Genomic DNA, 13045 nt, shown 5'->3' with positions numbered 1-13045 from the left:
TTCTATCATGAGATTTGGCATTAGATACAACTATAAGTTCTGGAATTCCTTTGTTTAAGTTGAACTTTGTATGAAGTTTTATTCCCGCTTTTGTATATCGAAATTTTGCCCATTCAAAATAAGTTTTAGCTATACTTATAGTTGAAGAATCTATTAGTTTTATGTTTCCAAACTTTTTGATTTTCTCATTTATAGGCAATTGTTTTAAAGCATTAGAAATTAGTTCATTCAATATTGGAATGTAAACATTATAATCAATATGATTGTTATAATTTGATAACATCCCCAAGCTAACGCTTTTTATTAATTCCTTTAGTTTAGAATCTGATTGCATAAAATCACCAATATCCCTTAAGCTGTCTAGCTTCGCTAAGTGAAAATATAGGTGAGTTTTTAAATGATTTGATGCTACATTATAGTTAATATCTAACTTATAGGCAGATTTTTTCAAAGTGTTCCAATTAATAATATCTAACAATTTTTCAAAGATAGTTATATAATTATTCATAAATAGTCAGCAACTCCTTTGCGATATGATGGTGGTAATTATATTAAAGCAAAGGTGCTGGCTATTTTCATTTATATATTGATGGAATAAATACAAGTTTATTACATGTGATTATTGTCAATAGGATTTTAAATCCATTTATTAAACACTAGTGAAAATTTCTATATATCATAGTACTTAATTACTACATTTTAGTAAATTATTTTTCTCTTCTGTTATTACTTTCTTATCAAGTCTTTCAAGTAATATTGTAACTTCCCCTATTGAAACTTCTATAAAGAAGATGGTTCAATGAAAATACTTTGAATTTCTTTATTAAATAAAAATGCCTATACATTGGATTTTGACCAAACATATAGACATTCACTAACTTATTTTTTAAATCTTTTTCTTAATACAATTCCAAGACCTGATAAAATTGTTCCCATACTTGCTAAAATTCCTGTATTGATAGGAAGTCCTGTTTGCGGTAACTTATCTTTTTGTATTAACTTTTCTTTATTTTTATTATCTTTAAATTTTCTACTAGTGACTTCTTGTTTATATTGTATTTCTTTATTTTTTTCATTCATAGGTTCTAATCTTTTTTTATTAAGTTCTTCTTTTTTATTTTGTGTTTTTTTTTGTTTTAATTCTTCATTATCTATATTTTTAATGTTTTTTACTTCACTTTCTGTGTCTTTGTTTATATTTTGTTTTTGATCCTTTTCTTTATTACTACTATTTATTTTATATTTTTCCTTTTTTTTAATATCTGTTTTTTTATTTTCTTCTTTCTCTAATTTTATTTCCTTTTTATTTAATTTATCTTTTTCATTCTTTATTTCTTTTTCTTTTAATTCTTTATTATCTACTTTATTATTATTTTCTTTTAAATCTTCTAGTTCGTTGCTTTGTTTTTCCTTATCTTCTTTATTACCATTTAATTTATCTTTTTTTTGTTTTTTTGTTTTATTATGTGTTTCTTTTTCTTTTAATTCTCCATTATCTATATTTTTAATGTTTTTTACTTCACTTTCTGTGTCTTTATTTATCTTTTGTTTTTGATCCTTCTCTTTGTTACTAGTATCTATTTTGTGTTTTTCCTTTTTTTCAATATCTGTTTTTTTATTTTCTTCTTTCTTTGATTGTGTTTCTTTTTTATCTGATTTGTCTTTTTCATTCTTTATTTCTTTTTCTTTTAATTCTTTATTATCTACTTTATTATTATTTTCTTTTAAATTTTCTAGTTCTTTACTTTGCTTTTCCTTTTGTTCTTCCTTATTACAATTTAATTTATCTTTTTTTTGTTCTTCTGTTTTATTTTGTTTGTCATTATTTGCTTCTTTTTTATTCTCTACATCTTTTAACTCTTCCCAAAACATTGGAGCTACAGATGGTTTAAAAATTTCATTAGGATAATGTTCTCTTTTGCATTGATAAATCTTATTATCATACATTACAATTTGCCCTTTTACATATACTATTTTTTCACTCTGTGTTAAATTACTTTTACCATCCCATGATGAAATATCACTTTGCAATGCCTCCGTAGTGAAAATATTAGTAGTACTTAATATAGTAGTACTTAATACTAAAGAAATTAACATTTTTGATTTTTTCATAAAAATACTTCTCCCCTAACATAAAATTCTATTAGGTCGGTTGCACTACTAACTCGGTATAATTCAAGTGCCCAATTAAAAATTATACTTCATAGTTTCCTAATGTCATTATATACAAATTTTATGTAAAATTAAAGAGTATATGTAAAAATTTATATACTTTTTTGCTTTTATACAACAATTTCTTTTTTATGTATATGTCATGTTATTCTATAAATTGTAAAATAAGATATTTTAATGAAATTTTTTCACATAATTTTCCATTGTTAACTATGTTGTGTACATGAAAATGATTCTTACTAATTGTAAATAATAAGAGTCATTTTTATAAATTTAATTCATATAAAATTTCTATATATCATAGTACTTAATTACTACATTTTAGTAAATTATTTTTCTCTTCTGCTATTACTTTCTTATCAAGTCTTTCAAGTAATATTGTAACTTCACCTATTGAAACTCCGAATTTTAGATCAATTGTTTTCCATCTATCTTCATCAATAGCTAGGCTTTTTTATCAATTTATAAATAATATCTAAAAACAATTATTACAATACTATATCTATTGTCTTTTCTTTTTTGTGTTTAATACTTACTAATGTAACACCTATTATAGTAAGAATTATGATTATAATTAGCTCTTTATACTTAGGTTGAAATAATCCTATAAAGCTGTGTAATACTTTAGATTTTGTTATATATATTAAAATTGCTGAGATAGGTACTAAAACTCCTATAAGAAGAATATAATTTGAAATACATCTTGATATATAACAAGTTATTAATGTAACTATTTCTCCAAGAATATATAGTACTATTACTGTTAATATTATATATTGTATAAAAGTTACATCAAACCAAAATAAAGAATCTAAAAAGGAATTTATATTTGAATTATAAAATATGCTTACTGTATAAGGACGAGTACTATATAGAAAAAACAACATACCCAGTTGTATTGTTATAATTATAGGTGTTGCTATAAGTGCAGCTTTGATTTTGTCTTTATATAACCTTCGTCCTCTTTTAGATGTATATTGTAAGGATTCTAAGGATACTCTTTTATCCCTTGTAAAAATAGGTGCTATCATAAATATTATTGATATTAATACAGCTACAGAGGTTTCTTTAATGATATTTTCATAATTTTCAAAAACAAGTGCTGGTAATATGCTATTTTGTGATTTATTTTTTTTAATTTCATTTATTCTGTTTTTATATTTTGGGGTAAGTAATTCATCATGATTATTTTTATTTTTAAAAATTTCTATATATCTATCTATTACTTGTAATTCCCAAAATACATTAACATTATCTTTAAAGAAAATATCATCATTTAAACTTTGTACTGCTTCATTTGATCCATCATTTTTCTTGTCAAAACTATTATAATCTTTTATATTAAGTTGCTTGGCTTTTTTGTTATTTTTAAGATAATTATTTACTTCCATTAGCCTATCTTTTTTCATATTATAAAGATATTTAATATCCTTATCTTCAAGATTGTTTCCCTTTTCATTAATCATCTTTACTGCTAATCTGTACTCATCAAGCTGTGGCCTTCCATTTGGAAAAACATCCATAGAAGATTTTATAAATAAAGAATATATGGCAACATTTATTAATAATACAACTAATATGCTTTTAATATTAAATATTTTTTTAAGTTCATTTATTAAAATTCTCATATTTTCCTCCTAATTTAAAGCTTCTTTTTTAAATTTTTTTACACTCAATATCCCAGTAATTATTAATAATCCTCCCCATATTAAGACAGTTATCAGTTCATAACATTTATAAGTTGTAAATATATCACCGTGCATAAACCAAAAATTAGGATGCATTGTTAAAAAAAATGGGTTGAAATTTGAATAGATAATAAAATTGCTATTTTTAGGCACAAATGTTGATAATACTACTGCAAAGGATCCTACTATAAAAAATATAAAAAATCCAATATAAGTGTTTTTTGTTATTCTAGCTATTAAAAAAGTTATACCTCCAAAAAGCATCTGTATTACATATACTAAAATTATAAATAAAATTAAATATTGTTTCATATTTATTGGAAACCAACTCATAAAAGGAGTTCCCATTCCGCCTTCCCAATTAAAATAGCTGCTTATTGGTATTTTCCAAAGTCCCTCATAACTAAATATAGAAAAATATATTATAAGGGTTGTACCAAGTATAATTGTTGTTACCAAGCATATACATATTAAACCTGCAAACATTTTATCCTTCACTAAATTTCTTCCTCTTTTAGTACAATATACAATTAAACTCGTATTATTATGAAATTCATAATTTACTATAAATAATATAATTAAACATCCTAATATAGCAATCTCAAAAATAACATTTCTTAAAATATCCTTAAATAAAAAAGAATGCATTTCATAAAGTTTTCCTATAAAAAATAAATTTCTATGTTCTCCATTAACTCTTATATTATCTAGCCTTTTCTGAAATTTTTTATAATTACTTCTAATTGTTTTAGCCGCCTCTCCAAATATTCTATAAGACTTTATTTGATATTCAGCTATTTCTTTCATATTTATTTTTTTATAATCCATATCATTTTGCTCTATAGAATAATAATAATTTTCTAATATACAAGTCTCTTTAATTTTCTGCTGTTCTTGTATATTATATTGTTGTGATATATCTAACTTTGTGTTTTCATAAAAATCTGCTACATTTTTATAAGTTTTTCCTTCCTTTTTATTGATTATCTTCTTTACTTCATTTAAATTTTCTTCATAATAGTTTTTAAAATTTTCAATCATTTTTTCATCTATTTTATAACCTACTTTTTTAACTATTGTATTTAAAACTTTTAAATCTTCTCTATAACAAAATTTTTCACTCATGATAAATAAATTAAATAATATAAATAGTACAGTTAGTCCAATTACAATTGGTGATTTAACTATCTTTTTTATTTCATTTTCTATTATCTCCATAAGCAATCACTAAACTCCTTCATTATATTCATATAGAAAAACATCTTCAATATTTGGAGAAATTAACATCCACTTATCTTTTTTATCATTCTCTTCTATAAATCTTATTTTCATTTTTCCATTTTCCTGTTTTTCAGATAGTGAAATATGATTTTTTCTAAATTCATCTGCTTCATTAAAAGAAATTTCTGTTTCAAAAACCTTACCCTTAATAGTATTACATATGTTTTCCACAGTATCTTTATATAATATTTTTTTATTTTTAATCATAATTATTTCATTAGCTATAAATTCTACATCACTTACTATATGGGTAGAAATAATAATTATTCTATCTCTTCCAAGTTCACTTAAAATATTTCTAAATCTTACTCTTTCCTTTGGATCTAATCCTGCAGTAGGCTCATCTAAAATTAAAATCTTAGGATCATTTAAAAGGGCTTGAGCTATGCCAACTCGTTGTAACATTCCCCCTGAAAATTTCCTCATTTTTTTATTTATAACATTCTCTAAGGCAACTAATTTTAATACTTCTTCTACCTTAACTTTTGCATTTTTTTCTTCTATACCCTTAAGTGCTGCTAAGTATAGTAAGAACTGTTTAGGTGAATAGTTTTTATAATATCCAAAGTTTTGTGGTAAATATCCTAATATATCACGATATTCTTCATCAAGACTTATAATATTAGTTCCGTTATATAAAATTTCACCTTTATCTGGGAAAATTAATGTTGTAAGCATCTTAATTAATGTAGTTTTACCTTCACCATTAGGTGCCAGTAACCCATATACCCCGTTTTTTAACTCTAAATTTATATCTTCTAAAACTGAATAATCTCCAAAACTCTTACTTAAGTTATTTATTAATAACATTTATATTTCTCCTTTCTCTTTTCTTACATATATAAGCTTTTTTAAGGCTTTAAGGTAAATGATTATACAAATTGCTGTAATTATAAAATGAATATATAATGGACCATAAGTAATAAAATTCATATAGAGTTTACTTTTAACAATCATTAAAATTGAATTAACCAAAATCCAACCTATTATAACTAAATACTTATGGATAGGTTTCTTTAAATAAACTATTGTTAATATAAATATAGTAGAAAACAAAAATAACGAAGTTATAGATACTGCATATGCTCTTATCATGCTAAAGTTATTAAATATAAAGTATATAATAACTATTAAAAGAGAATTTAAAATCATTCCTACTATACTGAAAATAAACATTCTTATAACCGCTAAATTATACATATTATATTTACATGTAGCTTCTATTTCATAAGTTTCTTTTAATTTAGTATTTATAAAAGAAAATAGTGAAATCATTACATACATAATAGGAGAAACCATAAAAATATATCCATATAATCTGTAAAGGTATGTCTTTTCATAAATAAATTTTAATGCAATGTGTCCACCTATAATTGCAAATAATATTAAAGATATAATAGATATAAATATCAATTCACTTTTATCATGAAATATATTTTTTAAACCTATCTCTTTAATTGATGAAATTATATAAGAAAAAAAACCTTTTTCCTTTTTTAATCCTTTATCTAAAATTTCGTTTATTTGAATATTTATTTCTTCTAGTGATGGAAAATCAACCTCTTTCTTCACTCTAATCCTCCCTTAAAATTCTATTTATTTTTTTAATAGCTGAATAATATCTAGTCTTTACCGTAGATTCTTTAATTTCTAAAATTTTAGATATTTCATTAAAAGTCATATCCGAAAAAATTTTTAACCTTATGATTTGTTGAATACTTCCCTCCATTTTATTTATAATTTCCACTATCTCCCTAGCATCTTGGTTTATAATAAAATCATCCTCAATACTTAAATTATCCTTTAATTCTAAATCATCAATATTTCCAATATCAATACCCTGCTTATAAGATTTAGATCTATAATAATCGACTATTTTATTGCTTGCAATTTTATAAATCCAGGTTTTAAAAGAAGCCTTTTTTTCTTGAAAGTCGTTAATAGACTTCATCATACTAACAAAAATTTCTTGCGTTAAATCTAAAGAGAGTTCTCTGTTACCATTTTGTTTAAAAACATACAAATATATTTCTTTGTAGTATAAACTAATTAAGGTATTAGCTGCAGTTCTATCACCTTTTTTTTGTATTAATTTAATAAGCTGTAAATCTTGGGACATACAAATTTATAACTCCCTTCGTTTATTACTTTTAAAATACTAGTATTTTATTCCTTCATTTACATATTCGTAATAAATGTTAAAATAGTTTTAAAAATAAATATTCTTTTTCAATAAAGTTAAGAATTTCTTTAATCTTTGTAAAAATAATTAAAACTCCTAATAATTTCATAGTTAATCAAGACATACTTATGTTTTTTTAGCAGCTAAAACTTATACGATATCTTGAAAAATTATTAATAAACAAAAAACAAAATGTACACAAATAAACCATTAATATAATTTTTAAAATGAATACTTATTTATAAATGTATATAACATAATAAAATAATAAGGTGTTATAATAAATTACTTAACTTGACGTAACTTATTACACACCTTATTTGTTTTAATTTAGTAAATTTAAAGTACTTTTAATATTTTTTATCAACTTCTTGTAACAAATTATATAAATTATGAATATTATAAATTACAAGGAATAGTATTTCTTATAATTTTTATATGTAGGTGATTATAGTGTCATGTTATAATAATAGATTTCCAATAGAAGTATCTATTGATTATCCATTATATCAATCTAAAGAAGGTAATTATTTTATTGGACAAACACCATTTTTAACCGGTGAAGATAAACATGCCTTAGCTATGTTACAAAATCCAATTGATTCAAATAGAACTATATATTTAAATGCTATGACTATAACAAATGCTGCAAATCTAAATATATCGGCTGAATTTTATTTAAAATCCAGCTTTAATACTGGAGATATTAGTGATTTATTTAGCTGTACGAATACAGCTGTTTTTCCTGACCCCACTCCTAAAGGTGAAATTAAATATTTAAATACAACTACTAAACCCCCAAGTGATGGTGTCTGTATATTTAGTAGAATAGTTTCTCCATATTCAACTCTAGTAGTTGATGGTGGACAAATTATCCTTGGTCCTGGACAATCTATTCTTATTTATCTTGGCGGGTTCCTACCAATTGGTTCTAAAAGTTCAAAGATTGCTTTTGGTTGGTGGGAAAAAAGGATATACAATTGTCCTAATTATTGTTGTTAAAATATATTATTTAATATTCTATTTCATATATAAAAAAGCCCATAATCAAGAAATTTTAATGATCATGGGCTTTTTATCTTCATAGTGCAATTCTAAATTACATATGCCTAGTCCTCTTTCAATATTAAAACTTATACTATATGGTAGACATTTTTCTGTACTGTATATTTTGTAAACTATGTTATAATAAGTTCAATGTAAAATTATTTTACAATAAACAATATTCATTAAATTCATATTTTTTTAGGAGGATTTATATATGACCTATCATTTAAATGAAGAAAGAATACCTTCATTAGAAGAAGCAAAATTGCTTTTAATAGAAGCTGAAAGACTAAATCCAGGTCCTTGGGTAAATCATTCTATGTATGTAGCAGAAGGTGCAAAATTAATGGCAGAGCAAACGGAAAATTTAAATTCGGAATTAGCATATATTTTAGGTTTACTGCATGATATAGGTAGGAGAAATGGTATACATGCTATGAGACATGGGATAGATGGATACAATTATGCAATTAGTAAGGGCTATGATCTAGTTGCAAGAACTTGTTTAAGTCATACAGCATTTAAATATAATAATGAAGTTGTTATTGTTGGAAAATGGGATGGGACAATTGAAGAATATAATTTTGTAAAAGAATATTTATCAAAAACAGAAGAAACAGATTATGATAAACTAATAAAATTATGTGATTATTTATCTCTTCCAAGTGGATTTGTTTTGATTGAAAAAAGACTTGTAGATATATCATTACGAGGAGGATTTAATGAATATACAATTCCAAGATGGAAATCAACCTTTGAAATAAAAAAATATTTTGAAGAAAAAATAGGGAAGTCTATTTATGATATTTTACCTAATGTAAAAGAAAATACTTTTAATTCTTAAAACATAGAAGGAGTTAAATATTAACATAATTACTTTTTAACATTTAACTCCTAAATAACTTATACCTAATATACTTTTAAACTTTCTACAAAGACCAATCCATACTTTCTGTTTGTAACTTAACCATATTGCTATATATACCATTTTTCTTAAATAAAGACTTTGGTGTACCTTTCTCTGCCACATATCCATCAGATAGAACTATTATTTTGTCTGCATTCTCTACAGTACGCATTCTATGTGCTATTACTAATACTGTTTTATTTTTTATAAGTTCAGATAGAGCATTCTGGATTTTTGTTTCATTTTCTACATCTAGAGAAGCTGTAACCTCATCTAATAGAATAATTGGTGCATCCTTTAATAATGCTCTAGCTATAGAAATTCTTTGACGTTCCCCACCTGATAGGGTTGATCCATTTTCTCCAATAACAGTTTTATATCCATTTGGCATTTTCATAACAAATTCATCACACATAGCAATTTTTGCAGCATTCAAAACTTCTTCATCTGTAGCTTCTCTTCTTCCTAAACGAATATTCTCCATTACTGTATCATTAAACAATGTAACATCTTGAAAAACAATTGCATAATTCTTCAAAAGTGCTTCTGGAGATATAGTTGATATATCTACCCCTCCCATAGTTATCTTCCCACTTGTAATATCCCAAAATCTTGCGGCAAGTTTTGCAGCCGTACTTTTTCCACCCCCAGATGGTCCTACTAATGCAGTAACCTCTCCTTGTTTTATAACAAAGGAAACATCTTTTAAAACAGAATCTTTTTTATCATATGAAAAAGCTACATTTTTAAACTCAATATCATAGCCATTAAGATTATATTCATCTGACCCTTGTTGAACAGGCTGATTTTCAATTTCTTTCATTCTTTCTATTGGAACTTCTGTACCAAAAATTTCTGCTATATTAGCAAGTGTTCCCGCTAAAGGATCATATAATCTTGATGCAGTAATTAAAAAAACTAAATAAGTTATAAGATCGGTTTTCCCCTTAATTAATAGTGTACTTCCTACTAAAATAACTGTTGCAAGTCCTAAGTTTAAAATAGCTTTTCCTCCTATTACACAAGAACTCATCATTAATTCTGAACGAATTTGAGTTTTTTCTGATTTATCTAACTTCTCATTTAAATTATTTAAATATTGTTCTTGTATATTATAGGATTTAATATCCTCAATAGTTTCAAGACATTCTTGAATTCCTTCTGCACACTCTCTTTTTAATTTATAATGTTTTAATTTTGCTTTCTTTTGATAACGTTTTGATGACATAATAATCCATAGCGCTATTGGTAAAACCCATAATGCTGATAATCCCATATAAAAATTCATAGATGATAATCCTATGGCTATAAGAATTGTAGAAATCATAGCACCTATCAACTGAGGAATAGCATGAGAAAAAGCATGTTCTAGGTTTGTACAATCCCCTAAAAGTGTATTTGTTAGATCTGATAAATCTCTCTTACTAAAAAATGAAATAGGCAATTGTCTTAATTTTTCAGCTAAAGTAATACGTCTAGTTGCACTCTCATTATAGGTAGTTATAAAGACACTAGAATATTGAAGATAATTACAAAGATATAAAATAGAAAAAATAACTAAAACAAGAATTACATATTTAATAACACTTGGAGTAGCAGCTTTTTCTCCAAGAAGGGGTTTTAATAGTTCATCTAGTAATAGTATAAAAAGTCCTACAGGTAGCATCATACTAATATTTACTAAGGCACTATATATACATCCTTTAATTAGATCTTTTGATCCTTGCTCACTCAATGCAAATTTATCTTTAAAATATTTACGCATGTGCCTTCTCCTTTCCAACCTTCCATGAAATAGAATTTTGATACTCATTCCACATCTCTGAATATAAACCTTTTTTATTTAGAAGTTCTTTATGATTTCCCTTTTCAGCAATTTTTCCTTCTTTTAAGACTAAAATGCAATCCACATCTTTAATAGAAGAAAGCCTATGAGCAATCATAATAACAGTTTTATTTTTTACTAAGGATACAAATGCTTTTTGCAATTTATATTCGTTTTCAGGATCGGTAAATGCAGTTGCTTCATCTAAAACAACAATAGGAGCATTTTTTAAAATAGCTCTAGCTAAAGAAATTCTTTGCTTCTCTCCACCAGATAAATAAACGCCCTCTGTACCTACAATTGTATCTAATCCTTGTGGCATTTTTTCTAATATATCATCACATTGAGCTAAATGAGCAGCCTTTAATATTTCTTCTCTACTTGCTTTTGGATTACCAATTCGAATATTTTCTAACAAACTAGTTTTAAAAAGTTTATTATTTTGAAAAACAAATGCTACATTATTCATTAGCTCTTTTTCTTCTATGTTTTTAACATCTACACCGCCAATTAGTACACTTCCTTCATCTACATCCCAAAATCTAGGCACTAAACTAGCAAGAGTAGTTTTTCCTCCACCAGATGGTCCTACTAATGCATAAGTTTTTCCTTCTGAAATAGATACACTTACATTACTAATTGCTGCATTCTTATTTTCAGGATAAGTAAAAGTAACATTTTTAAATTCAATATCAAATTTCTTTATTTCATTTTTAATATTACTTTGATTTAAGGTTTTAGTTTCTATTATTTCATCTATTCTTTGAAGAGCTTGTTTTGCTATCATAATATTTTCACCAGAATACATAATCTTATTCATCATTGTTACACAAAGTGGTGCAAATAACATATAAAAAATTAGATCTAATAAAAACATCTTATAATTAGATGTATTTGTAATTATAAGTACACCAATTGGAATAAGTAATAAAGAAGATGAATTTATAGTAAGTGTAAAGTTAACCATAGGAATTCTGCAACACAATGCATAGTTTGAAGCAAAATCACTATACTTTTTAATAGCTTCATAAAAATTTTTAAACGAATATACTGTTTGTTGGAATACCTTTACTACTGGAATACCCCTAACATACTCTACGGCAGATGAATTCATATCTTCTAAGGCATTCATATAGTTATTCATAAATTTAGCATTTTCTCCACCCATCATTTGTTTTAAAAATACTAAACTTAAAAATATAGGTACAAGACAAACAAGTCCTAAACGCCAATCAAAAATAAATAATATAATAATAATTGCAATAGGCATTATTATTGTTCCTGATAAATCCGGTAATTGGTGTGCTAAAAAACTATGTGTAAGACCTGCATTATCATCTATTACCTTTCTAAGCTTTCCACTAGTATTTTTAGTAAAAAATCCTAAAGGTAATGTAACAATTTTACTCATAGCTTCCTTTCGCATATTTTTTTCTACACGAAATGCAACTAAGTGAGTACATAATAAACCTACAAAATAAACTGCTATACTGGATATTGCAAATATAACTGCCATCCATCCATATCTAATAGTTCCTGTTGCCTTTGTAACATCTGGTAAAACCCTAAAAATATCTCTAACAACAAACCAAATACATACAAAAGGAAATAAAGATAAAATCGTACTTATAGCCGATAAAGTGCACCCTACTATAAGTAAGGTCTTATAATTCCCTGCAAACTTAAATAATTTGGAAAAATCTTTTTTCTTATTTTCTTCCATATTTATCACTTCCTTACTTTCATTTTTTATAAAAAACTCTAAAATTTTCTTATCTTCTGTTAGTTATACTTGTTGCAACAAATAGTTTTTTATATTTCTATAAAAAGTTTCATGAAAGCTTTCATCAAAAGTAATCTATACATCATATTAAGACATTTAAAATTAAATCTAATTGCATAACCTACTTTCATTTTTTATTATATAGTATATAATTGATATT

11 protein-coding genes and 1 riboswitch are annotated in these 13045 nt (G+C 24.9%); of the genes, 2 read left to right on the top strand and 9 right to left on the bottom strand.

From position 1 onward, the window contains the following. The 7 genes from QOZ93_RS09645 to QOZ93_RS09615 all read right to left on the bottom strand — a co-directional run. The coding region (locus QOZ93_RS09645) for a DUF4372 domain-containing protein (RefSeq protein WP_307356066.1) at nucleotides 1-508 on the bottom strand (508 nt) is incomplete at its 3' end. Nucleotides 509-879: 371 nt separating this feature from the next. Next, entirely contained in the window at nucleotides 880-2112 is a 1233-nt protein-coding gene (locus QOZ93_RS09640) for an LPXTG cell wall anchor domain-containing protein (protein ID WP_307356065.1), read from the bottom strand. A gap of 25 nt (nucleotides 2113-2137) precedes the next feature. Beyond that, nucleotides 2138-2221, bottom strand: a riboswitch (cyclic di-GMP riboswitch). A 439-nt stretch (nucleotides 2222-2660) separates the two neighbouring features. Continuing rightward, nucleotides 2661-3800, bottom strand: coding sequence for a hypothetical protein (locus QOZ93_RS09635; protein WP_307356064.1), 1140 nt, complete (start codon nucleotides 3798-3800; stop codon nucleotides 2661-2663). A gap of 9 nt (nucleotides 3801-3809) precedes the next feature. Next, a complete protein-coding gene (locus QOZ93_RS09630; RefSeq protein WP_307356063.1) occupies nucleotides 3810-5078 on the bottom strand; it encodes a hypothetical protein in 1269 nt (422 codons plus the stop codon). Between the two features lie 9 nt (nucleotides 5079-5087). Beyond that, nucleotides 5088-5951, bottom strand: coding sequence for an ABC transporter ATP-binding protein (locus tag QOZ93_RS09625; RefSeq protein WP_307356062.1), 864 nt, complete (start codon nucleotides 5949-5951; stop codon nucleotides 5088-5090). Further along, on the bottom strand, nucleotides 5952-6713 hold the full coding sequence (locus QOZ93_RS09620) for a hypothetical protein (RefSeq protein ID WP_307356061.1): 762 nt from the start codon (nucleotides 6711-6713) through the stop codon (nucleotides 5952-5954). A gap of 1 nt (nucleotide 6714) precedes the next feature. Beyond that, nucleotides 6715-7260 carry an RNA polymerase sigma factor gene (locus QOZ93_RS09615; RefSeq protein WP_111942563.1) on the bottom strand — a complete coding sequence of 182 codons (546 nt, stop codon included), beginning with the start codon at nucleotides 7258-7260 and terminating at the stop codon, nucleotides 6715-6717. 516 nt (nucleotides 7261-7776) lie between these two features. Between QOZ93_RS09615 and QOZ93_RS09610 the strand changes: the two genes are divergently transcribed. Both QOZ93_RS09610 and QOZ93_RS09605 read left to right on the top strand, forming a co-directional pair. Next, complete coding sequence (locus QOZ93_RS09610; RefSeq protein ID WP_307356060.1) at nucleotides 7777-8325, top strand: DUF6143 family protein; 549 nt, start codon at nucleotides 7777-7779, stop codon at nucleotides 8323-8325. Between the two features lie 259 nt (nucleotides 8326-8584). Next, complete coding sequence (locus QOZ93_RS09605) at nucleotides 8585-9214, top strand: HD domain-containing protein (protein WP_307356059.1); 630 nt, start codon at nucleotides 8585-8587, stop codon at nucleotides 9212-9214. 85 nt (nucleotides 9215-9299) lie between these two features. Here the strand turns inward: QOZ93_RS09605 and QOZ93_RS09600 are convergent, their stop codons facing one another. Together QOZ93_RS09600 and QOZ93_RS09595 are read right to left on the bottom strand one after the other, a co-directional pair. Further along, entirely contained in the window at nucleotides 9300-11042 is a 1743-nt protein-coding gene (locus QOZ93_RS09600) for an ABC transporter ATP-binding protein (protein WP_307356057.1), read from the bottom strand. Beyond that, nucleotides 11035-12825 (bottom strand): ABC transporter ATP-binding protein, encoded by a 1791-nt coding sequence (locus QOZ93_RS09595; RefSeq protein WP_307356056.1) that lies wholly within the window; start codon nucleotides 12823-12825, stop codon nucleotides 11035-11037. The genes QOZ93_RS09600 and QOZ93_RS09595 overlap by 8 nt, the downstream gene beginning before the upstream one ends. Between the last annotated feature and the right edge of the window lie 220 nt (nucleotides 12826-13045).

The sequence above is a fragment of the Hathewaya limosa genome (assembly GCF_030815255.1).
GTDB classification, from domain to species: Bacteria; Bacillota; Clostridia; order Clostridiales; family Clostridiaceae; genus Hathewaya; species Hathewaya limosa.
The sequence above is the reverse complement of the archived record's forward strand: the minus strand, read 5'-3'. Positions and strand labels throughout refer to the sequence as shown.

Bases quoted from the DNA above. Each gene is read 5' to 3' on its own strand.
- QOZ93_RS09640 (WP_307356065.1), bottom strand. From the start codon at position 2,112: ATGAAAAAATCAAAAATGTTAATTTCTTTAGTATTAAGTACTACTATA.
- QOZ93_RS09635 (WP_307356064.1), bottom strand. From the start codon at position 3,800: ATGAGAATTTTAATAAATGAACTTAAAAAAATATTTAATATTAAAAGC.
- QOZ93_RS09630 (WP_307356063.1), bottom strand. From the start codon at position 5,078: ATGGAGATAATAGAAAATGAAATAAAAAAGATAGTTAAATCACCAATT.
- QOZ93_RS09625 (WP_307356062.1), bottom strand. From the start codon at position 5,951: ATGTTATTAATAAATAACTTAAGTAAGAGTTTTGGAGATTATTCAGTT.
- QOZ93_RS09615 (WP_111942563.1), bottom strand. From the start codon at position 7,260: ATGTCCCAAGATTTACAGCTTATTAAATTAATACAAAAAAAAGGTGAT.
- QOZ93_RS09605 (WP_307356059.1), top strand. From the start codon at position 8,585: ATGACCTATCATTTAAATGAAGAAAGAATACCTTCATTAGAAGAAGCA.
- QOZ93_RS09600 (WP_307356057.1), bottom strand. From the start codon at position 11,042: ATGCGTAAATATTTTAAAGATAAATTTGCATTGAGTGAGCAAGGATCA.
- QOZ93_RS09595 (WP_307356056.1), bottom strand. From the start codon at position 12,825: ATGGAAGAAAATAAGAAAAAAGATTTTTCCAAATTATTTAAGTTTGCA.